Consider the following 25,622-nt stretch of genomic DNA (forward strand, 5'->3'; position numbering starts at 1 on the left):
GGCTGATTGGCTCGTCCGGGCCCACACACCGCCCCGCACACCGCCCCCACACACCGCCCCCGCACACCGACCCCCGCACACCGCTCCCGCCCGGAAGGCCCCTCCCGCCGATGACCAGCCGTCCCCTGTCGATCTGCCTCGTCCAGTCGGCCGCACACCATCACGCCGCGGACGACGGCCTGGACGCGTTCGCGGCGGACGTACGCCGTGTCACGCGCGCCCACCCCGGCGCCCGGCTGCTGGCCTACCCCGAGCTGCACCTGTGCGGCCACCGGCCGGACGAGGACCCGGCGACGGTCATGACGGCGGCCGCCGAGCCACTGGACGGCCCCCGCAGCGCCCGCCTCGCGGACCTCGCGCGCGAGACGGGTGTGTGGCTCGTGCCCGGCAGCGTCTACGAGCGCGGCGCCGACGGTCTGATCTACAACACGGCGCCCGTGTACTCGCCCGAGGGCGAGCGCGTCGCCGCCTACCGGAAGATCTTCCCCTGGCGCCCCTACGAGACCACGGCGTCCGGCGCGGAGTTCGTCGTCTTCGACATGGACGGGTACGGGCGCGTGGGCCTGTCCATCTGCTACGACGCCTGGTTCCCGGAGGTCACCCGGCACCTGGCCTGGCAGGGCGCCGACCTGGTCCTCAACCTCGTACGTACACCGACCGTCGACCGCACCCAGGAACTCGTCCTCGCCCGGGCCAACGCGATCGTGAACCAGGTCGCCATGGCCAGCGTCAACGCGGCGCAGCCGGACGGGATCGGCCGCAGCCTCGTCGTCGACTCCGAGGGCCGGGTGCGCGCCGAGGCCGAGTCCGCGACGGACCAGATCGTCACGGACGTCCTCGACCTGGGGGAGGCCCGCCGGGTGCGCACGCATGGCACGGCGGGCCTGACACGGGTGTGGGACCCGTTCACGGCCGGTCAGTCGCCGCTCGAACTCCCCTTGTACGCGGGCCGCATCGACCCCGAGCGATGGAATGAGGCGCTCCCGGACGGCGAGCGGTAGGGCGGCGGCGTACGCCGAGGGCGCCGGCCACACATGGTGACCGGCGCCCATTCGCATGCTCAAGCAGCCGCCATTCAGGCCTGGTTGCGCATCCAGACCGTGGTCCAGGCGGGCAACTCCCCCTCGGGTAGCGGGTTCGAGGCGAGCAGCACCGTGCCCTGTGGCAGCGGGACGGACTCGTCCGAGAGGTTGCTGAGAACGTGCCAGCCGCCGCTGCGGGTGAAGTGCACCAACCCCCGCTCGGCGACGCCCGGGGTCGTGTCGGCCCACTCCAGCGTCTCGTCCGTGACCAGGTCGCGCCGCAGATGCAGCGCCTCGCGGTACAGCTCCAGGACCGAGTCCTTGTCACCGGCCTGGACATCGGCGGCGTACGAGCCCCAGCCGGCGGGCTGCGGCAGCCAGGAACCGCCGGGGCCGAAGCCGTGGCTCGCGCCCTCCCGGGTCCAGGGCAGCGGCACCCGGCAGCCGTCACGGCCCTTGACCCGGCCGCCGCTGCGTACCCAGATCGGGTCCTGGAGGTCCTCGGTGCGCAGGTCGGCGACCTCCGGCAGGCCCAGTTCCTCGCCCTGATAGACGTACGCGGAGCCGGGCAGCGCCAGCATGAGGAGTGTCGCCGCGCGGGCCTTGCGCAGCCCCAACTCCTGGTCCGGCGAGGGTTCCTGGCCGTCCGTCATCAGCCAGGACTCCACGTCGGATTTGGTGGCGCCGGTGGGGAGGGCGTAGCGCGAGGGGTGACGCACCACGTCATGGTTGGACAGCACCCAGGTGCTGGTGGCACCGGCGTCGCGGGCATGGGCGAGCGCGGAGTCGATGGTGTCCCGCATCGCGCCGGCCTCGAGAGGCGTGTTGAGGAAGTCGAAGTTGAACGCCTGGCCGAGCTCGTCCGCGGAGGCGTACGGGGCGCGCCGCGAGGAGCGTACCCAGGCCTCGGCGACGGCGAAGCGAGGCGGCTCGTACTCGTCGAACACCCGCCGCCAGCCGCGGTAGATGTCATGGACCGCGTCCCGGTCCCACAGCGGATGGCTGCCGTCGTCGGGCAACTCGTCCGGCTGGTAGCTCTGCGCCTCACCGAGGTCGCGCAGCGGCTCGGCCAGATCCTTGGCGAGGCCGTGCGCGACATCGACGCGGAAGCCCGCGACTCCTCGGTCCGACCAGAACCGCAGCGTGGTGTGGAAGTCCTCGCGCACCTCGGGGTTGTCCCAGTTGAAGTCGGGCTGCTCGGGCGCGTACAGGTGCAGGTACCACTGGCCGTCGGGAACCCGGGTCCAGGCGGGGCCGCCGAAGCTGGACGGCCAGTCGGTGGGCGGGAGTTCACCCTGCTCGCCACGGCCCTCGCGGAACACGTAGCGCTCGCGGGCGGCCGAACCGGGGCCCGCGGCCAGCGCCTCCTGGAACCAGACGTGCTGGTGCGAGGAGTGGTTGGGGACGATGTCCACCACGATCTTCAGGCCGAGCCGGTCGGCCTCCGTGACCATCGCGTCGAAGTCGTCGAGCGTGCCGAGCCGGGGGTCCACATCACGGTAGTCGGCGACGTCGTACCCGCCGTCGGCCAGCTCCGACGGGTAGAAGGGGCTCAACCAGACGGCGTCCACGCCGAGTTCCGCGAGGTAGGGCAGGCGGGAGGTGGCACCGCGGATGTCACCGATGCCGTCACCGTCGGCGTCGGCGAAGCTGCGCGGATAGACCTGGTAGACAACGGCCTGCCGCCACCAGTCGGCGTCGGTACCGGTGCCGACGGGGTGGGGACGCTGAGGCATGTGAGGGCCTTTCGGGGTTGTGCGGTGTGCCCGCCCGGCGGGTGCGGGACGGGCAGGTGGTACGCGGAACGGTGTGGCGGGTCAGCCCTTGACCGCGCCCGTGGTCATGCCGGACACGACCGCCCGGCGGAAGATCAGGACCAGCAGGGCGATCGGCACGGTGGCCACCATCGCCCCGGCGAAGATCACTCCGTACGGGACCTGGTACTGGCTGGTGAACAGGGCGATGCCCACGGAGACGGTGCGCCGGTCGTCGACGCCGTTGAACGTGAGCGCCAGCAGGAACTCGGACCAGGTGGCGGTGAAGGAGAACACCCCGGCGGTGAACAGGCCGGGCCGGGCCAGCGGCAGGATCACCGTCAGCGCGGTGCGCCAGGGCCCCGCGCCGTCGACGGTCGCCGCCTCCTCCAGCTCGCCCGGGATCTTGCTCAGGTAGTTGCGCATGATCCAGACGGCGAACGGCAGGTTCAGCGCCACGTACGGGACGATCAGGCCGGGATAGCTGTTGAGCAGGCCGGCTTGACGCTCCATCAGGAACAGCGGGACGAGCAGCGCGATCGGCGGGAAAACCGACAGCATCAGCAGTGCCGTCATGACGGCGCCCCGCCCGCGCAGCCCGAACCGGGCGAGTGCGTAGCCGGCGAAGAACGCCAGGGACAGGATCAGGATCGTCGACACACAGGCGACGATGACGCTGTTCAGGAAGTACTGGCCGATCCCGTTGCGCACGAACGCTGTCGTGTAGTTGTCGAGCGTCGGCGCCTTCGGCAGCAGGGTCGGCGGCGTCGCGCTGATCTCGGCGGGGCCCTTGAGCGATGAGGACGCCATCCACAGCAGCGGCAGGGTGGCACAGACGGCGATCAGGAGACCCCCGGCGTTGACGACATTGACGTACCGGCGGACACCGGAGCGCTGGGTGTGGCGGCTCATCCTCGGACCTCCTCATCGGTCTGGGCGCGAAAGACGCGCAGGAACAGCAGGCAGCAGGCCATGACGATGGCCGCGGTGGAGACGGCGACGGCGGCGCCCCCGCCGAAGTCGAGATCCTGGAAGAGGATCCGGTAGCCGAGCATCGCCACCGACTGGGTGGCCGTGCCGGGACCGCCCTGGGTCAGCACGAACGGCAGGTCGAAGATGCCGAAGGCCTGGAGGATGCGGAAGAGCACCGCGATGGCCACGATCGGCTTCAGCTGCGGCAGCGTGACCCGCCAGAACGTCGTCCATGCCCCTGCCCCGTCGATCTCGGCGGCCTCGTACACCTCCGCCGAGATCAGCATCAGCCCCGCGAGCACGACGATCGCCACGAACGGCGTGGTCTTCCACACGTCGACGACGACCATCGCGGCCATCGCGGGAACCGGCCGCCCCAGGATGTCCGGCTGGGTGCCCAGCACCTGCTCGCACAGCCAACTCGCGGCTCCGTACGTGCCGTTGAAGAGGTACGACCACAGCTGGGCGGCGACGACGTTGATCAGCGCCCACGGCAGCAGAAGCAGGGCGATGAGCCAGCCGCGGGCGGCTCCGAGCCGCTCGAGAACCAGCGCGGCGAGCGTGCCGAGGACCAGTTCGAGCAGCACGGAGACGATCGTGAATCCCAGCGTGAACGCGAGTGCGTGGTACCACTCGGGATTGCTCAGCAGCGCCTCGTAGTGTGCGAACGTGGGGGACCCGAGGCGCAACCCGCCGTAGTCGAGGCGCACTTCGGCAAAGGACAGCGCCAGCGAGAAGACCACGGGGAAGACCGTCACCACCGTGACGACCAGCAGAGCGGGCGAGGCGAAGAGCCAACCGGTGCGGGTGCGGCGGCGCGCGCCGGAACCGGCCGACGGGGTCTGTCGACCCGGGGGTGCGGAACGACTGTCGCCGCCCTTCGCCGGTGTCGATGTCTTCGACTGCAGCGCGGTACTCACAGCGCTTTCCCTTCCAGAGCCTTACGGAGGCCGTCTTGCGCGGCACGAACCCCGGCCGCGGGGGAGAGGTCGCCACCGACGACCGCGTTGGCCGGTGTGTAGAGCGCCTTGCTGACCTGCGGGTAGTGCGGGGTCTGCACGGGCCGGGCGACCAGGTGCAGATCGGCGGCACGCAGCACCGTCGGGTCACCAGCCGCGCGTGCCTCGCGCCCGTGCAGCACGGAGGTCATGGCGGGGACGACACCGGCCTCCCGGGCGAGCAGCCGCTGCACCTCCTCGCCGGCGCAGAACCGGGCGAACTCCATTGCGGCGCCGAGCTGTTGGGAGCTGGGATTGACGAAGTTGCTCCAGCCGCCGGCGCACGAGACACCACGGCGGCCGGTGCCCTCGAAGCCCGGACGGAGCGCGACACCCACCTTGCCCGCGACACGCGAGACGTTCGGGGTGGCGCTGTTGACCCACGCGTAGGACCAGTTGCGTAGGAACAGGCCCCGCCCGTTGATGAACGCGTCCTGGGAGTCAGACTCCTCATAGGTCGTCACCGTCCGGGGTGTGACCCCGGACGTGATGAACTCCGCCATCAGCGAGAACGCCCGCTCCGCCGCCGCCCCGCTCAGGGCGGCCCTGCCCCGCTCGTCGAGGACGGTGCCGCCCGCGTCGGCGAGGAACTCGGTGACGTTCGCCGTCAGTGACTCGGTCACGGCGGCCTGCCACAGGAACCCGGCCGCCGTGTCCCCGGCCCGCTGTACCGTGCGCGAGGTGTGCAGCAACTCCTCCCAGGTCCGGGGGACCCGCAGGCCGTGCTTGGCCAGTAGGTCCTTGCGGTAGAAGAGGTACGTGCTGTCGAGGAAGAACGGCACCGCGTACGCCGTGCCCCGGTACGTGGAACTGCGCCGCAGGGCCTCCGGGTAGGCGTCCCAGAAACCGTCCGGCAGCAGCTCGTTCACGGGCAGAGCGAGCGCGGCCCGGCCGAACTGCGTGGGCCAGGTCGTGTCGCCCAGGTAGACGTCGGGCTGGGGCGAGCCGCCGGCGAGCTGGGTCGCGATGGCGCTGCGGTTGCCGTCCGACGTCGACAGCGCGTTGATCTTCGAGATCCGGACGTTGGGGTGGCGTCGCTCGAAGGCCCGGATGATCAGGTCGGCGACGACGGCACCCCGGCGCGACGGGATCTCGGAGACCCACCAGGTCAGCCGGGCTGACTTCTTCGGCGTCGTCGCCGCCTGCGCGACCAGGTCGTCGACGTCCCTCCCTCCGCATCCGGACGCCAGTCCGGCCGCGACGGCGCTCCCGACGCCGGCGAGCACGGTTCTGCGGTGCAGGGTCATGGCATGCTCCTCCCCTTTCATGCCGCCGAATGACAGCGCTAGCACGGTAGGGAGCCGCAAGATTCACTGTCAATGGCCTTGGCGAAGACATTGCAGGCAATCCTTGAAATGACAGCGTTGGCATTACCGGGCTCGGCGAGGCGTGATCGCTGTGTTAGCGTCCCGGTCATGACTGGTGAACGGGGCGCCACGCTGGCGGATGTCGCACAGAGGGCCGGAGTGTCTCCCTCGACCGTCTCGCGCACGCTGCGCGGTCTGTCGACGGTGTCACCGCAGACCCGCGAGCGGGTCGAACAGGCCGCCCGCGAGCTGTCGTTCGCGATCTCGCGCAGCGCCTCCAGTCTCGTGACCGGGCGCACCGGCAGGATCGCCGTGCTCGTGCCGAACATGGAGTCCTGGTTCCTGGGCGCCGTACTGGCAGGGCTCGCGCCCGAACTGAACGCTGCCGGGCTCGACCTGCTCGTCTACAGCGTCACCACCGCCGAACAGCGCGCCCGATTCTTCGACCGACTGCCCGCCCGCCGCAACGCGGACGCGCTGCTCGTCGTCAGCTTCGCGCTCTCCCCCGAGGAGCGGGAGCGCCTTGACGGCCTCGGCATGCCGCTGGTTTTCGTCAGCCAGCACGAGAAGGGCCGGGCCAGTGTCTACGTGGACGACGCGGAGGCCGCCCTGCGGGGCACCCGGCACCTGCTCAACCTCGGTCACCGCCGCATCGCCTACATCGAGCCCGCCGACGACTCGGGCTTCGCCTGGAGCAGCCGCGCCCGCCTTGAGGGGTACCGGGCCGCGCTCACGGAGGCTGGTGTCGAGCACGACGAGGAACTGGTCCGGCAGGTCGCGCAGTGGCAGGGGCCGAGCCTGGACGCGGCGGTCGGGCGGCTGCTCTCCCTTACCGAGCCACCCACGGCGATCTTCGCCGAGACGGACGACATCGCCTTCCGGCTGCTGACCGTGTTGCGCGGGGCGAACGTGCCGGTGCCGGACCGCATGTCCGTCCTCGGCTTCGACGACCACGCGATGGCGGCGCCGTGGGACCTGTCCACGATGGCGCAGCCCGCCCGCCAACTCGGCGTCGCCGCAGCGGAATTGGCTCGCGCCGTGATCCAGGAACCCGAGGCGAACCTGGAGCGCCATGTCGTCCTGCCGGTGGAGCTGGTGCCGCGGGGGAGCACGGGGCTCGCCCCGCGGCAGTAGTGCGGTCCCGGACCGGGATCAGCAGTCGCACACCCCCGGGACCGGGATCAGCGGTCCATCAGCAGTCGCGAACCGGATCCGTCTCGCTGTAGATGTCGGTGTCCTTCATGAAGCCGAGCCGGCCGTTGTCCGCCACCGTCATCAGCCAGCGCGTCGGGTGCGGCCCGCCGACCCAGTCCTGGCCGTCCATCTTGCAGTAGAACCAGCTGGGGTTGGAGTTCATGTACCCGACCACCCTGCCGGGGTCCGGGTAGAGGTGGTTGTTGCCGATGGTGCCGTACACCGGGGCGCCGGCGACGTTGTGGCACCAGTGCCGGTTCCCGTCCTGCCAGCAGCCGTCCGCGGCCGAGGCCGTGGGGGCGAGGGTGGCGACGGCGCCTGCGGCGAGGGCCACCGCGCCCAGGACCGAAGCGAGCTTCTTCTTCATACAACTCCCCATGTTGTGGCCCCCATTGGGGCGACGAACGTTGTTGTCGTGCCGCCCTGGTCAGGGGCGGCCACCGGGGAAGACGGTGCCGCGCGCGGGTGCGGTTGCCGGAGCCGGGCGGTCTTCACTCGTCCGGGCGTACGCAACACGCGTATGGCCCCTGCATGAAAGGGGTATTGCAGTCCGGCCCCGGGCGACCCACGCCCTTGACCCGCCTCCGGCGGCCTGGCTAGCTTCGGCGGCATGTCCGACGACCAGCGGTATCACAAGCGCCGAGCCATCGATCTGATGCGTGTCGCCACCGCCGTGTGTAGCTGAGCCGCGGCGCCCGTTCAACGGGCGCGCATCCTCGCGTACTTGCCTCCCTCCCCGGGGTCCCACGCCTGCTCCGGTGTGCCGCCCCTCCTCTCTGTGAAGGCACGAATGATGCCCCGTCTCCGCATACCCATGTCCAGATTCCGGAGCGCCGCGGTCGTCGGTTCGCTCGCCGCGGCCCTGCTGCTCACCTCCTGCGCGAACAACTCGACCTCGACGAGCGGTAGTCGGAACGTCGCGTCGAAGAAGATCCCCGCCAAGGTGTCGGCGGACACCACGCTCACCGTCGGCGCTCCGATCCTGAAGGTCGCCCTCGAACTGTCCGGGCAGATCGACAAGCTGCCCTTCAAGGTGAAGTGGGCCAACATCAGCGGCGGCCCGCAGTGCTCCGAGGCCTTTCGCGCCGATGCCCTCGACATCTGCTCCGCGGCCGAGATCCCGTCCATCAACGCCCACTGGACCGGGCTCGACACCAAGCTCGTCGGCGCCGAGTTCCGCAAGGATCCGATCGCCGACCCGATCTACGAGCTGGGCATCGCGCCGGGCGCCGGCATCAAGAAGCTCGCCGATCTGCGCGGCAAGAAGATCGCCTACAGTCCCGGCCAGGCGCAGGGCGCCCTCGTGCTGCGCATTCTGAAGAAGGCCGGGCTCGGCAAACAGGACGTGAAGCTCGTCGAGCTGGCCAGCACCGGTGATGTGTATCCGACGGCCCTCGGCAATCACCAGGTCGATGCCGCGCCCATCGCCGGTGTCAACATCAAGCGCTACCTCACGAAGTACGGCGGGGACGGTGCCACCACCATCCGGCACGGCCTGCGCGACGATCCCGGACACCTGTGGGCGCTGACCGACGCGGTCGCCGACGGGCAGAAGTCCGCTGCCATCAAGGAACTCATCCGCTTCTGGGCCCGCGCCGAGGTCTGGATCGACGCGCATCCCAAGGAGTGGATCGAGGGCTACTACGTCAAGGACCAGGGGCTCAGTCGCGAGGACGGCGAGTATCTCGTCGCGCACGCGGGCCGTCCGGTCTTCCCGGCCAGCTGGAAGGGGGCGATCGCGCGGCAGCAGCAGACCGTCGATCTGCTCGCGAAGGAGCAGAAGCACGAGCGCTTCGACGCGGGCGTTCTCTTCGACCGGCGCTACGAGCGGGTCGCCGCGGACGCGGTGGCCGGCGAGGGTGGTGAACAGGCGTGAGTTCAACCGCTGTTGAGTTGAAGGTCGAGGAGGGGGCCGCGGCCGGGGCGGGGGAGCGTCCGGCGCACGCGCCCCGGCCCCGCGTCCGCAAGCGGCTCGCTCCCGGACGGCCCGTCCCCTACGGCTGGGCGCTCGGCCCGCTCCTGTTGCTCGCCGCATGGGCAGTCGGCTCGGGCGCAGGCCTGATCGACCCGCGCAACCTGCCCGCTCCGTGGGCCATCGCGAGCACCGCGGGCGACCTCATCGCCGAGGGCAGGCTCCAGTCGAACCTCGCCGTCTCCGCCCAACGCGCCCTCCTTGGCCTGGTGTTCGGCGTGCTGGCCGGGCTCGCGCTCGCGCTCGTGTCGGGGCTGAGCCGGATCGGCGAGGGGCTCGTCGACGGGCCCGTGCAGATCAAGCGGTCGATCCCCTCGCTCGCGCTGATTCCGCTGCTGATCCTGTGGTTCGGCATCGGCGAGTCGATGAAGGTCGTCACCATCGCGCTCGGGGTGTTCGTGCCGATCTACATCCACACCCACAACGGGCTGCGCGGCATCGACAGCCGCTACGTCGAACTCGCCGAGACGGTCCGCCTGGGGCGTGCCCGGTTCGTGCGGCACGTGGTGCTGCCGGGCGCACTGCCGGGCTTCCTGCTCGGACTGCGGTTCGCGGTGACCGGGGCGTGGCTCGCCCTCGTCGTGGTCGAGCAGGTCAACGCCACCAGTGGCATCGGCTACATGATGGAGCTGGCACGGACGTACGGACAGACCGACGTGATCCTCGTCGGGCTCGTCGTGTACGGAGTGCTCGGCCTCGTCTCCGACGCCCTCGTACGGCTCGTGGAGAGAAAGGCGCTGACATGGCGACGTACCTTGGCCGGCTGAACCCCGTACGGCACGACGGTGCGGCGCGGTCCGCTGCCGTACGCATCGAGGGACTCGTCCGCACCCTCGGCGGGCGCGACGTACTGAACGGGCTGCAACTGTCCATCGCGGAAGGCGAGTTCGTCGCCCTGCTCGGCCGCAGCGGCTCCGGCAAGAGCACTCTGCTGCGGGCCCTGGCCCGGCTGGACCACGATGTGTCGGGCGGGGGCGAGCTGATCGCGCCCGACAACGTGTCCGTGGTGTTCCAGGACGCCCGGCTGCTGCCCTGGAGGCGGCTGCTGGACAACGTGGTCCTCGGTCTCGACGGGCCGGACGCGGTGGAGCGCGGGCGCACCGCCCTCGCCGAGGTCGGCCTCGAAGGGCGCGAGCGGGCATGGCCGATCGAGCTGTCCGGCGGCGAGCAGCAGCGGGTCTCGCTCGCCCGCTCCCTGGTGCGTGAGCCTCAACTCCTCCTCGCCGACGAACCGTTCGGCGCGCTCGACGCCCTGACCCGGATCCGGATGCACGGGCTGCTCCGGCAGCTGTGCGAACGGCACCGGCCCGCGGTGCTCCTGGTCACCCATGACGTCGACGAGGCCATCGCGCTCGCCGACCGGGTGGTCCTCCTGGAGGAGGGGCGGATCGCCCTCGACCTCCCGGTGCGGCTCCCGGTGTCCCGCCGGCGCGGCGATCCCGAGGCTGCGGTCCTGCGCGAGCGGCTCCTGCGGCAGCTCGGCGTCGAGGCCGCGGAGGACGCCGAGGGTGGCGCCGCTGCGGCGCAGGTCCATGGTGAGACGACTGGCGTGGAACCGGAGGGGCGATGACGTCGGCGACCGAGGAATTCCTGTGGTACATCCCCAACACCGTCGAGCCGGGACACCGCGGCGACGACACCAGGGCAGGCTGGGGCTCGATCGAGTTCTCCACGCGGCTCGCCCGCACCGCAGAGGAACACGGCTGGGGTGGCGCCCTGTTGGGCACCGGATGGGGCCGGCCCGACACCTTCACCGTGGCGACGGCGCTCGCCGCGCGGACCACCACGTTCAAGCCGCTGATCGCGATCCGTCCCGGCTACTGGCAGCCGGCCAACTTCGCGAGCGCGGCGGCCACTTTGGACCAGCTCAGCCTGGGGCGGGTGCTCGTCAACATCGTCAGCGGCCTGGACAACCCGGCCGCGTACGGTGACACGAACGTCGACCCCGCCGCGCGGTACGCGCGCACCCGGGAGTTTCTGCACCTGGTGCGGCGGCTGTGGACGGAAGAGGATGTCACCTTCGAGGGCGAGCACTTCCAGGTGCGTCACTCCACGGTCTCTCCCCGCCCGTACGAGGCGCCGGGCCGCGCGCATCCGCGGCTGTACTTCGGCGGTGCCTCCGAGGCCGCGGAGCGGGTCGCGGCGGCCGAGGCCGACGTCCAGCTGTTCTGGGGCGAACCCCTCGACGGGATCGCCGAACGCATCGACCGGCTGCGGAAGTTGAGCGAGTCGGAGGGCCGCGTCCACGCCCCGCTGGAGTTCGGGCTGCGGATCACCACGGTCGTCCGGGACACCAGCGAGGAGGCGTGGGAGGCGGCCGAGCGCAAGGTCGCGAAGATGGCCGAGGGCTCCGGTGACACCGCCTGGTCGGGCAACCGCCGCACGGCCGTCGGCCAGCGCCGACTCCTTGACCTGGCCGAGCGCGGCGAGGTGCTGGACCGCTGCCTGTACACCACGCCGGGCCGATTCGGCGGCGGGGGAGCGGGGACGACCTGGCTGGTCGGCTCCCCCGACGAGGTCGCGGCGGCCCTGCACGACTACCGCAGGCTCGGCATCTCCCACTTCGTCCTGTCCGACACCCCCTACCGGGAGGAGACCGCCCGCGTGGGCGACCAACTACTGCCCCGGTTGCGGGAGTTGGCCGTACCCCGTTAGATCCTCGGCGGAACTCAACCCTGTTGCGGCTCGTCCCCCACCGACTCCCGCAGCCGGGCGCTCGCCATCCGCATGTGTTCGGCCATGGCCCGGTCCGCGCCCTCGGGGTTGCGGTCGCGGATCGCCTTGAGGACGGCGTCGTGTTCGCACAGGGTGCCGCTGACGGTGCCCTCGATGTCGCTGACCCGCTCCATCCAGACCTGGAGCAGCGCGCGGATGCTGTGCAGGATGTCGCTCAGGACGGTGTTGCGGGCGATGCTCGCGCACTCCAGGTGGAAGGCGATGTCGGCGTCGATGAACGCCTTCACGTCGCTGCCCGCCTCCTGCATGTGCCGCAGGTGCTCCTCCAGGCGCGCCACGTCCTCGTCGCCCGCGCGCTCCGCGGCGAGCCGCGCCGAGACACCCTCCATGTAGGTGCGCACCTCGACCAGGTCCCGGGTGCGGCGCTGGCCCAGCATCAGGCCCCAGTTGATGGCGCGCGGCAGGAACTCCGACGTGCCCTCGCGGACGTACGAGCCGGAGCCCGGCCGGATCTCGATGATGCCGAGCACGTCGAGCGCGGACAGGGCGCCGCGCACGCTGGAGCGGGCGACGCCGAGGGCCTCCGCGAGCTGGCGCTCGGCGGGCAGTCGGGTGCCGGGCTTGATGTTCCCCGCGGAGAGGTGGTCGAGCAGGCGCTTGGCGACCTCGCTGACGGAGGACTCGCGCACGACCGGGCGCAGGAGCGTGGCGAGGTCGGCCTCGGGGGTGGCGTCGGAGGGCTGGTTGGTCACGGTCACCAGTAGACCAGACGGGTCGTCCGGGCCGGTCCACGGCCGCGCGCGACGCTCTTTCATGCCCGCTTTGTCAAGGGTTCAGCCATGAGCAACAAGTGCGACGCTCGCCACATTGGTAAATTGGTGACCAATTTGAAGATCGGGTCTAGCGTGACACGCAGATCGGCCCGACCTGAGCGGCCAGCCAGCTGCTGCAGAGCCCTCGCCCCTCGTGCCGAGCGTGACCCAAGTCCGGACAGAGCTGTCCGGCGAGCCGAGGAGTCGCCATGCCTGCCACTGCCGCGCCGCCCGTGAAGGCGACGAGGTCGGCCGTCGAGAAGTCGGCCATCAAGAAGATCTCGATCCGGTTGGTCCCCTTCGTGGCCCTGATGTTCTTCGTGAACTATCTGGACCGCACCGCGGTGTCGTTCGCGGAACCGAACGGGATGGGGGACGACCTGGCGCTCACCGCGGCCCAGTTCGGCTTCGCCTCCGGGATCTTCTTCGTCGGTTACATCGTGCTCGAGGTCCCCAGCAACATGGCGTTGCACCGCTTCGGCGCCCGCCGCTGGCTGGCCCGGATCATGGTGACCTGGGGCATCGTCTCGCTGCTCTTCACCTGGGTGGACAGCAGCGGAGGCCTCTACACGCTGCGCTTCCTGCTGGGCGTCGCGGAGGCCGGGTTCTTCCCCGGCGCGATCCTCTTCCTCAGCCAGTGGGTGCCCAGCCGCCACCGCACCAAGGTCCTCGGCCTCTTCTACCTCGCACAGCCGCTGACCACGGTCTTCGGCGCCCCGCTCGCGGGCTGGCTGATCGGCCACCACGGCCTGTTCGGCCTCGAGGGCTGGCGCGTGATGTTCCTGTTCGTGTCGATCCCGGCGATCCTGCTGGGCGTCATCGCCTGGTTCTACCTGATCGACCGCCCCGCCGACGCCAAGTGGCTCACCACCGAGGAGCGGGACTGGCTCACCGAGGAGCTGGCCGCGGAGAACGCGCAGAAGACGGGCCACGAGGACAAGCACGCCAAGGGCGACCTGAAGGCGGCGTTCACCAACGGACGCGTCTGGATCCTGGCCGTCGTCTACTTCGGCTTCGTCTACGGCCTGTACGCGCTCGCCTTCTTCCTGCCGACCATCATCGACGGCTTCCAGGAGCAGTACGACACCACGTTCAGCGTCATGGACAAGGCGTGGATCACGGCCATCCCGTACCTGCCCGCTGCGATCGTCCTCTTCTTCTGGAGCCGGCACGCCACCCGGCACGGCACCCGCACCTGGCACGTCGCGGGTCCCGCGATCGTCGGCGGCGTCTCCATCCCGCTGGCCCTCTACATGGGCTCGCCGGCCGCGACCGTCGCCGTCATCACCGTGACCGCCTGCGCCATCTTCGCCGCGCTGCCCGTGTTCTGGGCCGTGCCCTCCCGCTTCCTGACCGGAGCGGCCGCCGCGGCGGGCATCGCGCTCATCAACACCGCGGGCAATATCGCGGGCTTCGCCTCCAGCTACATCACCGGCTGGCTCAAGGGCTGGACGGGCGACTACTACGTACCGCTCTACCTCGTCGGCCTCTTCATGCTGCTGTCCGCCGTGCTGATGATCGTCCTCGCCCGCCGCGCGCCCACCAGCACCTCGTCCCTCCCGGAGAACCAGCGATGACCCGCCTCCACAACGACCCCGCCGCCTTCGCCGACGAAGCGCTCGAAGGCTTCGTCGCCGCCCACCGCCGCTGGGTGCGCCCCGTCACCGGTGGCGTGGTCCGCGCCACCGCCAAGATCCCCGGCCAGGTGGCTGTCGTCATCGGCGGCGGATCCGGCCACTACCCGGCGTTCTCCGGCCTCGTCGGGCAAGGGCTCGCGCACGGCGCGGCCGTCGGCAACGTCTTCGCCTCGCCCTCCGCCCAGCAGATCCGCGGCGTCGCCAAGGCGGCGCAGTCGGGCGGCGGTGTGCTGCTCATGTACGGCAACTACGCGGGCGACGTCCTGCACTTCGGGCAGGCCGCCGAGCGGCTGAACGGCGAGGGCATACCGACGCACACGTTCGCCGTCACCGACGACATATCCAGCGCGGGCCCCGAAGAGGCCCACAAGCGGCGCGGCATCGCCGGCGACCTGCCCGTCTTCAAGGTCGCCGCGGCCGCCGCAGAGCAGGGCAGGGACCTCGACGAGGTGGCGCGGATCGCCGCCCACGCGAACGACCGCACCCGCTCCTTCGGCATCGCCTTCTCCGGCTGTACGCTCCCGGGCGCCGACCACCCGCTGTTCACGGTCCCCGAGGACCGGATGGCCGTCGGCCTCGGCATCCACGGCGAGCCCGGCATCGGCGAGGAGCCCGTCCCCACCGCGGACGAGGCCGCCGAACTCCTCGTCGCCACCCTCCTCAAGGAACTCCCCGACGGGATCCACGGACCGCGGGGACAGCGCGCCGCGGTGATCCTCAACGGCCTGGGCTCCGTGAAGTACGAGGAGCTGTTCGTCGTCTACCGCAGGGTCGCGCAACTGCTCGACGAAGCGGGTGTGACGGCCGTCGACCCCGAGGTCGGCGAACTCGTCACCAGCTTCGACATGGCCGGCATCTCCCTGACCCTGACCTGGCTCGACGACACCCTCGAAGCCCTGTGGACCGCACCGGCCGACACCCCCGCGTATCGCAAGGGCGCCGTACCCGAAGCGGCAGCCGCGGACGAGGAGTCGTACGAGACCGAGGAAGGGCCCGAGGTCTACACGGCGAGCGAGGAGTCGCGGCAGGCCGCGGCGACCGCGCTCGACGCGCTGCGCCGCCTGAAGGACACCGTCGACACGCACGCCGACGAACTCGGCCGCATCGACGCCGTCGCTGGCGACGGCGACCACGGCATCGGCATGCAGCGCGGCTCGACCGGCGCCTACGAAGCCGCCCACCGCGCCCGTGAGGCGGGCGCGGGAGCCCGCTCCCTGCTGACCGCCGCGGGCGACGCCTGGGCCGACAAGGCGGGCGGCACGTCCGGCGCCCTGTGGGGCATCGTCCTGCGCGCGCTCGGCGACGCGCTCGGCGACACCGAACGGCCGACCCCGGCGTCCGTCGCCCACGGAGTCCTACAGGCGTCCGACGGCGTCCGCAGGACCGGCGGCGCCGAGGTCGGCGACAAGACGATGGTCGACGTCCTCGTGCCCTTCGCCGAGACACTGGGTCAACAGGTCGACGCGGGCGCCGGGTTGACCGCCGCGTGGGAGGCCGCCGCCACCGCGGCCGAGCGCTCCGCGAGCGACACCGCCCACCTGCTGCCCAAGATGGGCCGAGCCCGCCCCCACGCCGAGAAGTCACTGGGCACACCCGACGCGGGCGCCCACTCCCTCGCCCTGATCGTCCGCGCCGTGCATGGCGCGCTCGCCCCGTGCAAGTAACCGTCTTGCAGGTAACCCCTGTGTCAGTACCCCGGTGCAAGTAACACCCTTGCAAGCAACTCCCTTTAAGGAACGCTGAGATGAGTGACAAGCTGCGGATCGTCGTCGGCTGCGACGACGCCGGATTCCAGTACAAGGAGGCGCTGAAGCAGGACCTCCGGGCGAGCGACCTGGTCGAGTCGGTCACCGACGTGGGCGTGGACGCCGACGGACACACCGCCTACCCGAAGGTCGCCATCGCCGCCGCCGAGATGGTGGCCCGCGGCGAGGCCGACCGGGCGCTGCTGGTGTGCGGCACAGGGCTCGGCGTCGCCATCGCCGCCAACAAGGTCAAGGGCATCCGCGCCGTCACCGCGCACGACTCCTTCTCCGTAGAGCGCGCGATCCTCTCCAACAACGCCCAGGTACTCACCTTCGGCCAGCGCGTCGTCGGCATCGAACTGGCCCGCCGCCTCGCCGCCGAGTGGCTCACCTACCGCTTCGACGAGACCTCCGCGTCCGCGGCGAAGGTCCAGCTGATGAGCGACTACGAGAACGAGTCCACCGAGGCAGAGGCCGAGACCGAGGCAGAGGCCGCCTGATGAACGCCCCCGTCCTGCTCGGGGTGAGCCTGAAGATGTACTTCGGCCACCACGAGACCCTCAACTGGTCCCGCCGCATCGTGCAGTTGGCGGACCGGCACCCGGCCGTCACCAGCGGCGCGGCCCGGCTGTTCGTGCTGCCGTCCTTCCCGGCGATCGTGCCGGTGGCCGGGATCCTCGCGCGCAGCGGAGTCGACGTCGGCGCGCAGGACATCGCCACGGAGGACGTGGGTGCCTACACGGGCGAGGTGTCGGGGCCGCTCCTCAAGGAGATCGGCTGCCGCTACGCCGAGGTCGGGCACGCCGAGCGCCGCCGCCTGTACGGGGAGGGTGACACGGTCGTCGCCTCGAAGACCGCGGCCGCGCTGCGCAACGGCCTCACCCCGGTGCTGTGCGTCGGCGAACTCGACCCCGTGGAGCCGGAGGAGGCCGCCCGCCGCACTGTCGCCGAGACCGCCCGCCTGCTGTACGGCCTGGAGGGTCAGGTCGTCCTCGCCTACGAGCCGCAATGGGCCATCGGCGCGCCCGAGCCGGCCTCGCCCGAGCACATCACCACGGTGTGCGCGGCGCTGGGGGAGTGGCTGAACTCCCGCCCCCAGCACGCCGGTTCCACCGTGATCTACGGAGGCAGCGCGGGCCCCGGCCTGCTCACCCGCCTCGGCGGCTCCGTCGGCGGCCTCTTCCTGGGCCGCTTCGCCCACGACCCGGAGGCCGTCGGCCGCATCCTCGACGAGGTCGCGCCCGCCGCCTCCCGCACGGAGGTGGCCTGACATGGCGTACGGCATCAGCACCTACGCGTACTTCTGGCGCATCTCGTCGCGCGCGCCGCAGCCGATGACGGCCCTGGACATGCTCCGGGACATCCACGGGCTCGGCGGCCAGGTCTTCCAGATCTGCGACTACGCGCCGATCGAGTCCTACGACGACACGCAGCTCGCCGAGCTGAAGGCGGCGGCCGCCGACCTAGGTGTCACCTTGGAACTCGGCACCCGCGGCATCGCCCCGGACCATCTGGAGCACTACCTCCGCATTGCGCGGAAGCTCGGCGTGACCTTCGTCCGCTCCATGCTGCACACCGCCGACCACAAGCCCGGCGTCGAAGAGTCGGTCGCCTTGCTGAAGCAGGCCATCGGCGGCTACGAGGAGCAGGGCGTCACGCTCGGCCTGGAGACCTACGAGCAGGTCGCCACCGCCGACCTCGTCGACGTCGTCCGCACCGTGAACAGCCCCCGCCTCGGCATCGTCGTCGACCCGGGCAACTGCGTGGCCCGCCTGGAACACCCGTCCCAGGTCGTGGAGTTGACCGCGCCCTACGTGGTGAACGTGCACGTCAAGGACTTCGCGTTCAGCCGCAGGGACGGCTGGGTGGGCTTCACCTACGCGGGAGCACCGCTCGGCACAGGGCTGCTCGACTACCCAGCCATGATCGCCGCCGTCCGGGACCACGCCCCGGACCCCGCGTCGGTCAACCAGATCGTGGAGCACTGGCTCCCGTGGCAGGACGGTGGCTTCGATGTCACCGCCGAGCTCGAACACCAGTGGACCAAGCACAGCATCAGCACACTCCTGAAGGGCGAATGAACATGGCCGCCGAGAACAACACGACCGTTGCCGTCATCGGGGCCGCCGGCAAGATGGGCCAGCGTGTCTCCAACAACCTGGTCAAGAGCGACTTCACCGTCCTCTTCTCCGAGAATTCGCCCAAGGGCCAGGAGCTGATCCGCTCGCTCGGCCGCGAGCTGACCGACTCCGAGACCGCCGCCCAGCAGGCCGACGTCCTGATCCTGGCCGTGCCGGACATCGTTCTCGGCAAGGTCTCCGAGCAGCTCGTCCCGCTCCTGAAGCCGGGCGCCGTCGTCCTCACCCTCGACCCGGCGGCCGCGTACGCGGGCCTGCTGCACCCGCGCGCCGAAGTGCACTACGTGTGCGCGCACCCCTGCCACCCGTCCGTCTTCCTGCAGCGCAAGACGCAGGCCGAGCTGGACGACACCTTCGGTGGCATCGCGGCTCCGCAGGAGGTCGTCGCCGCGTACGAGGGCGGCGACGAGGCCAAGCAGGCGCTCGCCGGATCCGTCATCCGCGTGATGTACGCGCCGGTCGTCGACGTCCACTGGGTCACCGTCAAGCAGCTCGCCGTCCTGGAGCCGACCCTCGTCGAGACCATCGCCTGCATGGTCGGCGCTCTCCTCAACGAGGCGCTGCACGAGACCGTGCACACGGTCGGCGTCCCGGAGAAGGCGGCCCGCGCCATGCTCCTCGGCCACACCCAGGTCGCCCTCGCCAACACCCTCAAGGGCGACAACCCGTTCTCCGACGCCTGCCTGATCGCCATGGACTACGGCCGCGACTCCATCGTCAAGGACGACTGGAAGAAGGTCTTCGACGACGGCGAACTCGACAAGGTCATCACCAAGATGCTCAAGATCAAGGAAATCCGCCGCTGAGACACCCCCGCTCCACTGCCGGGTGGCACGCCCCACGGGGGACGGGCCACCCGGCACACTGGGGGCATGGCCGATCATGCTCGAGGCGTCCCGGTGCCGCCCTTCCGGCACAAGCCCACCCTGGCAGGTGAGTTGGCCCTCTTGCGGCCGACCACGGTGAACGACGTCGCCGCTCTGCTGCCCATGCTCCACGACCCGGAGGTGGCGCGGCTGACGGGGAGCCATGACCGCGACGGGTTCGATGAGGTGCGGCTGCGTGCCTGGTACGGCTCCCGTGTCGACCAGGACGACCGCCTGGATCTCGCGGTGGTGGAGCGGGCGACGGGGCGCGTCGTCGGCGAGTCGGTGCTCAACGACTGGGACGCGGGCAACGAGAGCTGCAGCTTCAGGATCGCCTTCGTGCCCGGCGCCCACGGCCGTGGTCTCGGGACCGAGGCGACGCGGCTGATCGTCGGGTACGGCTTCGAGGAGCTCGGGCTGCACCGCATCTCGCTGGAGGTGTATGCGTCCAACCCGCGGGCCCGCCGCGCCTACGAGAAGGTGGGCTTCGTCGCCGAAGGGGTGCTGCGGGATGCGTTGCTGTGGGATGGGGAGCGCGTGGATGCCGTCGTGATGTCGGTCCTCGCGCCGGAGTGGTTCGAGCACCGCGGGCGGGCAGTGTGAGCGGGCCGGGGGCGCTCCGGGTTCAGGGGTTCGCCCGGAACGCCCCCGGTGTCACCCCCGTACGCAGGCGGAAGAACTTCGTGAAGTCGCTCGGGTCGTCGAAGCCGAGGCGGGCCGCCACCTCCTTTGCCGGGAGGCCGCTGTGCCAGAGCAGGCGTTTGGCCTCCAGGAGGACCCGGTCGTCGACGTACTGCTTCGCGGTGCGGCCCGCCGCGGCGAGCGTGGCGCGGGTCAGGGTGCGGGGGCTGTAGCCGAGGGCCGACGCGTAGTCCTCGACCCGGCGGGTCACCGCGTGGTCGCGCTCCACCGCCGCGTGGAAACGGTGGAAGGTGCCGGACGCGGCCGCGGGCCCCGGCTCCGGGGCGCGTACCTTCGCGAGGCGCATCACCAGCACCGACAGCAGCGCCCGCAGCGCCTCGGTGTGCGCCTGGAGGGGGAGCGAGGCCATCGACCCGTACTCGTACGCGAGGTGGTCGAGCGCCCGCCGCACCCCCTCCGCGTCCGGTCCCGCCGGTGTCAGCGGACGCTGTTCGTACGGCGGGTCCATGTGCGCGGCCGAGACGATCGCGGGTGGCAGGAAACCCGCCTTGAAGACCACGTCCACGCCGTCCGCCGTCCGCAGGTCCCGGCCGAAGCGCTGCACCTGACCCGGCCGGATCCACAGCCACGAACCGGGCCGCAGCTCGTACTCGACGAAGTCCACCGCCACCTGCAGCGGACGCTCGCGCGCGCCGATCAACTGGTGGAAGGCGGGCCGCAGCGGCGCGTACGGATCGTTGCCGTGGCGCAACGAGCGGTCGTGGAGGTCGGCCAGCTCCTCGACCTCCACGCCGGTCGGCGCGCCGACGTTCGGTGTGTATTCGAGGTCCCTGACGTCGGGGCGCTCCTCGCGGGCCACGCGGCGTTCCTGTCTGATTTTCCCCATCGTGAGTCCCGAGCGTACCGCTGCCTCCCCCTTCCCGCCGCCTAGCGTGAAAGCACAGGTCAGCGACGTGTGAGGAGTGTCCTGTGCGATTGGTCGTGGGAATGACCGGGGCTACGGGAGCTCCATTCGGTGTCCGTCTACTGGAATGTCTGCGCGAGCTGCCGGACGTGGAGACACATCTGGTGCTCTCCCGCTGGGCGCGCACCACGATCGAGCTGGAGACCGGCCGCTCCGCGGCGGAGGTCTCGGCGCTCGCCGACGTGACACACCACCCCGACGACCAGGGCGCCACCATCTCCTCCGGCTCCTTCCGCACCGACGGCATGGTCATCGTGCCGTGCTCGATGAAGACGCTCGCGGGGATCAGCGCCGGCTACGCCGAAGGGCTCGTGGCGCGCGCCGCTGACGTCGTCCTCAAGGAGCGCCGCAAGCTCGTCCTCGTCCCGCGCGAGACTCCACTGAGCGAGATTCACCTGCGGAACATGCTCGAACTCGCCCGCATGGGCGTGCAGTTGGTGCCGCCCATGCCCGCCTTCTACAACAACCCGCGCACCATCGACGACATCGTCGACCACATCGTCGCGCGGGTCCTCGACCAGTTCGACCTGCCCGCCCCGGCCGCCGAGCGCTGGGCCGGCATGCGTGCCGCCCGCGCCGCCCGCACCGCGGCCGAGTCCGCAACCTCCGTACAGAACACAGGAGTTACCCATGCCCTATGACGATCTGCGCAGCTTCCTCGGCACCCTGGAGAAGGAGGGCCAGCTGCTGCGCATCTCCGACGAGGTGCTGCCCGAGCCCGACCTCGCGGCCGCCGCCAACGCGACGGGCCGCATCGGCGAGAACGCCCCCGCCCTCTTCTTCGACAACGTCAAGGGCTTCACCGACGCGCAGATCGCGATGAACGTGCACGGCTCCTGGGCCAACCACGCGCTCGCCCTCGGACTGCCGAAGAACACCCCGGTCAAGGAGCAGGTCGAGGAGTTCGCGCGGCGCTGGGACGCCTTCCCCGTCGCCCCCGAACGCCGCGAGGACGCGCCCTGGCGCGAGAACACCCAGGAGGGCGAGGACGTCGACCTGTTCTCCGTTCTTCCGCTGTTCCGCCTCAACGACGGTGACGGCGGCTTCTACCTCGACAAGGCCGCCGTCGTCTCCCGCGACCCCGAGGACCCGGAGAACTTCGGCAAGCAGAACGTCGGCATCTACCGCATCGAGGTCCTCGGCGCGAATCGCCTCGCCATCCAGCCCGTGCCCGTACACGACGTCGCGATCCACCTGAACAAGGCCGAGGAGGTGGGAGAGGACCTGCCCATCGCCATCACGCTGGGCAACGACCCGGTGATGGCGATCGTCGCCGGCATGCCGATGGCGTACGACCAGAGCGAGTTCGAGATGGCCGGCGCCCTGCGCGGCGCGCCCGCACCGATCGCCACCGCGCCGCTCACCGGCTTCGACGTGCCGTGGGGCAGCGAGGTCGTCATCGAGGGCGTCATCGAGTCGAGGAAGCGTCAAATCGAGGGCCCCTTCGGGGAGTTCACCGGTCACTACTCGGGCGGGCGCCGGATGCCCGTCGTCCGCATCGACCGGATCTCGTACCGTACGAACCCGGTCTTCGAGTCCCTGTACCTCGGCATGCCGTGGACCGAGTGCGACTACCTCGTCGGCCCCAACACGTGCGTGCCGCTGCTCAAGCAGCTGCGCGAAGCGTTCCCCGAGGTGCAGGCCGTCAACGCCATGTACACCCACGGCCTGATGGTGATCATCTCGACGAAGAAGCGGTACGGCGGCTTCGCCAAGGCCGTCGGCATGCGCGCGATGACGACGCCGCACGGGCTCGGATACGTAGCCCAGGTGATCGTCGTCGACGAGGACGTGGACCCCTTCAACCTGCCGCAGGTCATGTGGGCCATGTCGGCGAAGGTCAACCCGAAGGAGGACGTGGTGATCATCCCGAACCTGTCCGTCCTGGAACTCGCTCCCGCCTCGGAGCCCGCGGGCATCACAAGCAAGATGATCATCGACGCGACGACCCCGGTGGCACCCGACGCCCGCGGCAACTTCTCCACGCCGGCCAAGGACCTGCCCGAGACGGCCGAGTGGGCGAAGCGTCTGCAGGACATGATCGCGGCCCGCCACTGATCCCCGCCGTCCCCTCTCTCCCTGTCTTTCTTTCTCCAGAAAGGTCAACGCCCATGAACAGCAAGCTGGTTGACGGCGCCGAGTGTCCGCGCTGCCCCGCCGACACCATCACCCACCTCGCCACGTCCCCGGTCCCCGGAGTGTGGGACGTACTCCAGTGCACCCACTGCCTCTACACCTGGCGCACGAGCGAACCCGACCGCCGCACCCGCCGCGACGCCTACCCCGAGGCCTTCAAGCTGACGGACGCCGACATCGAGAACGCGATCGAGGTCCCGGCGGTGCCGCCGCTGCGCGTTTGACCTTGACACGGTGACAAGGTCTTCACTGCTGTTCGAGGAGGTGGTCTCGATCATGATCACTGGGCAGGACACGGAGACCTTGCGCGCACTGCGGGGGCTGGCGGACCGCGATGCGTCGGTGCGGCTGCGGGCCGCGATGGCGGTCGGCTCGTCGCCCGACCCGGGGTTCGTCGGCACGCTCGTCGAGCGGTGCGCGGTGGAGCCGGAGTTCTACGTTCGCGACATGCTGACCTGGGCGCTCACCCGTCACCCGGCGGCCCTGACGCTCCCCGCGCTGCTGCGCGAGGTGCGGTCGGGGCCGGCGCAGGCGCGGAGCCAGGCGCTGCACACGCTCTCCAAGATCGGGGACCGGAGCGCGTGGCCGGTGATCACGCGGGAGCTGTTGACGGACGCCGACGACGAGGTGGCGCGCAGTGCTTGGCGGGCGGCTGTCGTGCTGGTATCGGACGACGGCACGGGCGACGGTACGGACGGCGGCGCAGAGAACGAGAAGGTTGCCCTCGCCGCCGTACTCGTGACGCAGCTCGGCCGCGGCGGGCGGGAGACGCAGCTGAGCCTGGGCCGGGCCCTGGTCGATCTCGGTGACGTGGCGATGCCCGCGCTGCGCACCGCGGCGACCGCCTCCGACCCGGACGTGCGTGCGCACGCGCTCGCCACGCAACAGGTGCTGCGCGACCCGGACACCGGGTTCGGCTTCGCGATCGAGGAGGCGAAGCGCGTCGTGGCCCTCGGCGGGGCTCCCGTGGTGGACGATGAAGTGTGTTGATCGGTGAGGTGGCGCGAAGGTCCGGGGTCAGTGCCCGCATGCTCAGGCACTACGAGTCGCTGGGCCTGGTGCGGCCCTCGGAGCGCACGGGCTCCGGGTACCGGGAGTACTCGGGCGACGACATCCGGCGGATCTTCCACATCGAGAGCCTGCGGTCGCTGGGGCTCTCGCTGCGCGAGATCGGGCGGGCGCTCGACGAACCGGGCTTCACGCCCTCGTCGCTCGTCGGCGATCTCATCCGGCAGACGCGTGAACGCATCGCGGCCGAGACCGAGTTGCTCACGCGTCTCAACCGGATCGACGCGGCGGAACCCGGCGACTGGGAGGAGGTCCTCCAAGTCGTAGCGCTGCTCCAGGCGTTGAGCTCGAAGAGCGCCGACGCCCGGCAGCGCGCGGCCCTTTCGTCGGGCGGCCAGGACGCGCTGCCCGTGGCGGCCCTGGTCGAGGCGGTGTTGAGCGAGACGGACACGAATGTCGCCGGGGCGCTGCGCTGGGCGCTGGTGCGCTCGGGCGGCGCCGACAGCCTGCCGCTGCTGGTGGAGGCGCTCGGCTCGCCGGAGGCCGCCGTTCGGGAGCGGGCCGCTCAGTGCCTCGCCGAGCTGCCCGGCGACGAGGCCACCACGGAGCTGCGGCACGTCCTCGCGGGCCCCGACGCCGTGGTCAGGGGGCGCGCCGCCGTGGCACTCGGCAACCGGGGAGCGGCCGACGCGATCCCGGAGCTGATCGACATGATCGTGGCGGGCAGGAACGACACGGACGCGGCGGATGCGCTGAGCGTGTTGGCGGTCGAACCCGCATCGGCGGGCGCCACCGCATCGGCGGGCGCCACCGCATCGGCGGGCGCCACCGGGTCGGCGGTCGACCCCGCACCGGGCGCCAGCGCAGCGGTGGGTGACGCGGCGTCGGCGGTCGATCCCGCACCGGGCGCCACCGCACGGGCGGGTGACGCGGCGTCGGCGGTCGACCCCGCACCGGGCGTCACCGCACCGGCGGTCGTCACCGCGTCCGCGGAGGCCACCGCACCAGCGGAGCGCATCGCCACCACACTCGTCGACCGCCTCGACCGCCCCGCCACCGAAGCCCCCGCCCGCGGCCGGCTCACGCAGGCGCTCGCAGGTATCCCGGGTGCGACGGCGACGCGCGCGCTCGTCGAGCTGTCGGCCGACGAGGACCGCGCCGTGGCGCTGACCGCGACGTATCTGCTCCGGCTGCGCGACGGCGAACGCTGACGTCAGGATCAGCGACGTACGTAGGGGAGCACCCGGCTCAAGCCCGCAGGGCCGTCCCCTTGCCGGCCAGCTCCTCCTTCAGCACGCGCACGGCCTTCGGCCCGACGCCGTGCATCGCGAGCAGCTCGGCCTCCGAATGCCGGGCCACCCGCTCAAGCGTGTCGATGCCCGCGCTCAGCAGAGCCCGGGTGGCGGGCCTGCCGATGGCGGCCGGAAGGTCACCCGTCGCGTCGGCGGCGTCCATGGCCGCCGCGAGCCGCTTCGGCGCCCGGTTCGACCAGGCGGCCCGCACCAGCGCGTTGAGGTCCTTGCCGTTCGCCTCGGCCAGGGCGAGCCGCACCCCGATCGTCGCACCCGAGCGCAGCACCGCCTCCGCCCCGGCGTGCACGGCGAGTGCCGCCCGGGCGTCGTCCTCGGACAGCCGGAGCTGTACGCACCCGTCCTTGGCCAGTGACGCGAAACCCTTGCCCCGTACGGAGAAGGCGACCATGCCGAAGTGGCGTCCCTCCTCGGTCTCCGGGAGAGCGAGCGCGGCCTTGCGCAGCTGGGCGATCGTCGTCATGCCACC

General features: G+C 71.1%; 26 protein-coding genes. 18 read left to right on the forward strand and 8 right to left on the reverse strand.

Annotation, left to right across the window (positions count from 1 at the left end):
* The first annotated feature begins 110 nt into the window (after positions 1 to 110).
* Complete coding sequence (locus tag OG746_RS41110) at positions 111 to 1,001, forward strand: carbon-nitrogen hydrolase family protein (RefSeq protein WP_266724064.1); 891 nt, start codon at positions 111 to 113, stop codon at positions 999 to 1,001.
* Between the two features lie 74 nt (positions 1,002 to 1,075).
* Here OG746_RS41110 and OG746_RS41115 read toward each other — a convergent pair whose 3' ends face one another.
* From OG746_RS41115 to OG746_RS41130, 4 genes are all read right to left on the reverse strand, one after another.
* Positions 1,076 to 2,758 carry a glycoside hydrolase family 13 protein gene (locus OG746_RS41115; RefSeq protein ID WP_266724066.1) on the reverse strand — a complete coding sequence of 561 codons (1,683 nt, stop codon included), beginning with the start codon at positions 2,756 to 2,758 and terminating at the stop codon, positions 1,076 to 1,078.
* 81 nt (positions 2,759 to 2,839) lie between these two features.
* The gene (locus OG746_RS41120; protein WP_266724068.1) at positions 2,840 to 3,688 is read right to left on the reverse strand and encodes a carbohydrate ABC transporter permease; all 849 of its coding nucleotides are present in this window, start codon (positions 3,686 to 3,688) and stop codon (positions 2,840 to 2,842) included.
* Positions 3,685 to 4,668, reverse strand: a complete 984-nt coding sequence (locus OG746_RS41125) for a carbohydrate ABC transporter permease (RefSeq protein ID WP_266724070.1) — start codon at positions 4,666 to 4,668, stop codon at positions 3,685 to 3,687. The genes OG746_RS41120 and OG746_RS41125 overlap by 4 nt, the downstream gene beginning before the upstream one ends.
* Positions 4,665 to 5,993 (reverse strand): extracellular solute-binding protein, encoded by a 1,329-nt coding sequence (locus OG746_RS41130; RefSeq protein ID WP_266724072.1) that lies wholly within the window; start codon positions 5,991 to 5,993, stop codon positions 4,665 to 4,667. Before OG746_RS41130 ends, OG746_RS41125 begins: the two co-directional genes overlap by 4 nt.
* 168 nt (positions 5,994 to 6,161) lie before the next feature.
* Here OG746_RS41130 and OG746_RS41135 point away from each other — a divergent pair, with 168 nt between their 5' ends.
* Positions 6,162 to 7,187, forward strand: coding sequence for a LacI family DNA-binding transcriptional regulator (locus OG746_RS41135; protein ID WP_266724075.1), 1,026 nt, complete (start codon positions 6,162 to 6,164; stop codon positions 7,185 to 7,187).
* Between the two features lie 58 nt (positions 7,188 to 7,245).
* On the opposite strand, the gene OG746_RS41140 is transcribed toward OG746_RS41135, so the two are convergent.
* Positions 7,246 to 7,614, reverse strand: coding sequence for a hypothetical protein (locus OG746_RS41140; protein ID WP_266724077.1), 369 nt, complete (start codon positions 7,612 to 7,614; stop codon positions 7,246 to 7,248).
* 447 nt (positions 7,615 to 8,061) lie between these two features.
* On the opposite strand from OG746_RS41140, the gene OG746_RS41145 reads away from it, so the two are divergent.
* The 4 genes from OG746_RS41145 to OG746_RS41160 are packed head-to-tail and all read left to right on the forward strand — an operon-like array spanning position 8,062 to position 11,874.
* Positions 8,062 to 9,123, forward strand: a complete 1,062-nt coding sequence (locus OG746_RS41145; protein WP_266724079.1) for an ABC transporter substrate-binding protein — start codon at positions 8,062 to 8,064, stop codon at positions 9,121 to 9,123.
* Positions 9,120 to 9,986, forward strand: a complete 867-nt coding sequence (locus OG746_RS41150) for an ABC transporter permease (protein WP_266724081.1) — start codon at positions 9,120 to 9,122, stop codon at positions 9,984 to 9,986. The genes OG746_RS41145 and OG746_RS41150 overlap by 4 nt, the downstream gene beginning before the upstream one ends.
* Complete coding sequence (locus OG746_RS41155) at positions 9,962 to 10,789, forward strand: ABC transporter ATP-binding protein (RefSeq protein WP_266724083.1); 828 nt, start codon at positions 9,962 to 9,964, stop codon at positions 10,787 to 10,789. Before OG746_RS41150 ends, OG746_RS41155 begins: the two co-directional genes overlap by 25 nt.
* Positions 10,786 to 11,874, forward strand: a complete 1,089-nt coding sequence (locus OG746_RS41160) for an LLM class flavin-dependent oxidoreductase (RefSeq protein ID WP_266724084.1) — start codon at positions 10,786 to 10,788, stop codon at positions 11,872 to 11,874. Before OG746_RS41155 ends, OG746_RS41160 begins: the two co-directional genes overlap by 4 nt.
* 14 nt (positions 11,875 to 11,888) lie before the next feature.
* On the opposite strand, the gene OG746_RS41165 is transcribed toward OG746_RS41160, so the two are convergent.
* Positions 11,889 to 12,653 carry a FadR/GntR family transcriptional regulator gene (locus tag OG746_RS41165; RefSeq protein ID WP_524540554.1) on the reverse strand — a complete coding sequence of 255 codons (765 nt, stop codon included), beginning with the start codon at positions 12,651 to 12,653 and terminating at the stop codon, positions 11,889 to 11,891.
* Positions 12,654 to 12,916: 263 nt separating this feature from the next.
* Here OG746_RS41165 and OG746_RS41170 point away from each other — a divergent pair, with 263 nt between their 5' ends.
* The 7 genes from OG746_RS41170 (at position 12,917) to OG746_RS41200 (ending at position 19,696) form a co-directional block, all read left to right on the forward strand.
* Positions 12,917 to 14,284 carry an MFS transporter gene (locus OG746_RS41170; protein ID WP_266724088.1) on the forward strand — a complete coding sequence of 456 codons (1,368 nt, stop codon included), beginning with the start codon at positions 12,917 to 12,919 and terminating at the stop codon, positions 14,282 to 14,284.
* On the forward strand, positions 14,281 to 16,008 hold the full coding sequence (locus tag OG746_RS41175; protein ID WP_266724090.1) for a dihydroxyacetone kinase family protein: 1,728 nt from the start codon (positions 14,281 to 14,283) through the stop codon (positions 16,006 to 16,008). Before OG746_RS41170 ends, OG746_RS41175 begins: the two co-directional genes overlap by 4 nt.
* A gap of 80 nt (positions 16,009 to 16,088) precedes the next feature.
* Complete coding sequence (locus tag OG746_RS41180; RefSeq protein ID WP_266724092.1) at positions 16,089 to 16,589, forward strand: ribose-5-phosphate isomerase; 501 nt, start codon at positions 16,089 to 16,091, stop codon at positions 16,587 to 16,589.
* Positions 16,589 to 17,359 (forward strand): triose-phosphate isomerase family protein, encoded by a 771-nt coding sequence (locus OG746_RS41185; protein ID WP_266724094.1) that lies wholly within the window; start codon positions 16,589 to 16,591, stop codon positions 17,357 to 17,359. The genes OG746_RS41180 and OG746_RS41185 overlap by 1 nt, the downstream gene beginning before the upstream one ends.
* A 1-nt stretch (position 17,360) precedes the next feature.
* Positions 17,361 to 18,170 carry a sugar phosphate isomerase/epimerase family protein gene (locus OG746_RS41190; protein ID WP_266724096.1) on the forward strand — a complete coding sequence of 270 codons (810 nt, stop codon included), beginning with the start codon at positions 17,361 to 17,363 and terminating at the stop codon, positions 18,168 to 18,170.
* Positions 18,167 to 19,033 carry a phosphogluconate dehydrogenase C-terminal domain-containing protein gene (locus OG746_RS41195; RefSeq protein ID WP_266724098.1) on the forward strand — a complete coding sequence of 289 codons (867 nt, stop codon included), beginning with the start codon at positions 18,167 to 18,169 and terminating at the stop codon, positions 19,031 to 19,033. Before OG746_RS41190 ends, OG746_RS41195 begins: the two co-directional genes overlap by 4 nt.
* Before the next feature lie 66 nt (positions 19,034 to 19,099).
* Positions 19,100 to 19,696 carry a GNAT family N-acetyltransferase gene (locus OG746_RS41200; protein ID WP_266724100.1) on the forward strand — a complete coding sequence of 199 codons (597 nt, stop codon included), beginning with the start codon at positions 19,100 to 19,102 and terminating at the stop codon, positions 19,694 to 19,696.
* 22 nt (positions 19,697 to 19,718) lie between these two features.
* Here OG746_RS41200 and OG746_RS41205 read toward each other — a convergent pair whose 3' ends face one another.
* On the reverse strand, positions 19,719 to 20,621 hold the full coding sequence (locus OG746_RS41205) for a helix-turn-helix transcriptional regulator (protein WP_266724102.1): 903 nt from the start codon (positions 20,619 to 20,621) through the stop codon (positions 19,719 to 19,721).
* Positions 20,622 to 20,704: 83 nt separating this feature from the next.
* On the opposite strand from OG746_RS41205, the gene OG746_RS41210 reads away from it, so the two are divergent.
* Genes OG746_RS41210 through OG746_RS41230 form a run of 5 tightly spaced genes read left to right on the forward strand, consistent with a single transcriptional unit; the run spans position 20,705 to position 25,054 of the window.
* Entirely contained in the window at positions 20,705 to 21,340 is a 636-nt protein-coding gene (locus OG746_RS41210) for a non-oxidative hydroxyarylic acid decarboxylases subunit B (protein ID WP_266724104.1), read from the forward strand.
* Positions 21,330 to 22,757 (forward strand): non-oxidative hydroxyarylic acid decarboxylases subunit C, encoded by a 1,428-nt coding sequence (locus OG746_RS41215; RefSeq protein WP_266724106.1) that lies wholly within the window; start codon positions 21,330 to 21,332, stop codon positions 22,755 to 22,757. Before OG746_RS41210 ends, OG746_RS41215 begins: the two co-directional genes overlap by 11 nt.
* A 53-nt stretch (positions 22,758 to 22,810) precedes the next feature.
* On the forward strand, positions 22,811 to 23,059 hold the full coding sequence (locus tag OG746_RS41220) for a non-oxidative hydroxyarylic acid decarboxylases subunit D (protein ID WP_266724108.1): 249 nt from the start codon (positions 22,811 to 22,813) through the stop codon (positions 23,057 to 23,059).
* A gap of 52 nt (positions 23,060 to 23,111) precedes the next feature.
* Complete coding sequence (locus OG746_RS41225; RefSeq protein ID WP_266725728.1) at positions 23,112 to 23,825, forward strand: HEAT repeat domain-containing protein; 714 nt, start codon at positions 23,112 to 23,114, stop codon at positions 23,823 to 23,825.
* Positions 23,819 to 25,054 carry a MerR family transcriptional regulator gene (locus tag OG746_RS41230; protein ID WP_524540529.1) on the forward strand — a complete coding sequence of 412 codons (1,236 nt, stop codon included), beginning with the start codon at positions 23,819 to 23,821 and terminating at the stop codon, positions 25,052 to 25,054. The genes OG746_RS41225 and OG746_RS41230 overlap by 7 nt, the downstream gene beginning before the upstream one ends.
* A 37-nt stretch (positions 25,055 to 25,091) precedes the next feature.
* Here the strand turns inward: OG746_RS41230 and OG746_RS41235 are convergent, their stop codons facing one another.
* Positions 25,092 to 25,616 (reverse strand): helix-hairpin-helix domain-containing protein, encoded by a 525-nt coding sequence (locus OG746_RS41235; RefSeq protein WP_266724110.1) that lies wholly within the window; start codon positions 25,614 to 25,616, stop codon positions 25,092 to 25,094.
* Positions 25,617 to 25,622: the final 6 nt, after the last annotated feature.

It is taken from the genome of Streptomyces sp. NBC_01016 (genome assembly GCF_026341035.1).
Lineage (GTDB): Bacteria > Actinomycetota > Actinomycetes > Streptomycetales > Streptomycetaceae > Streptomyces.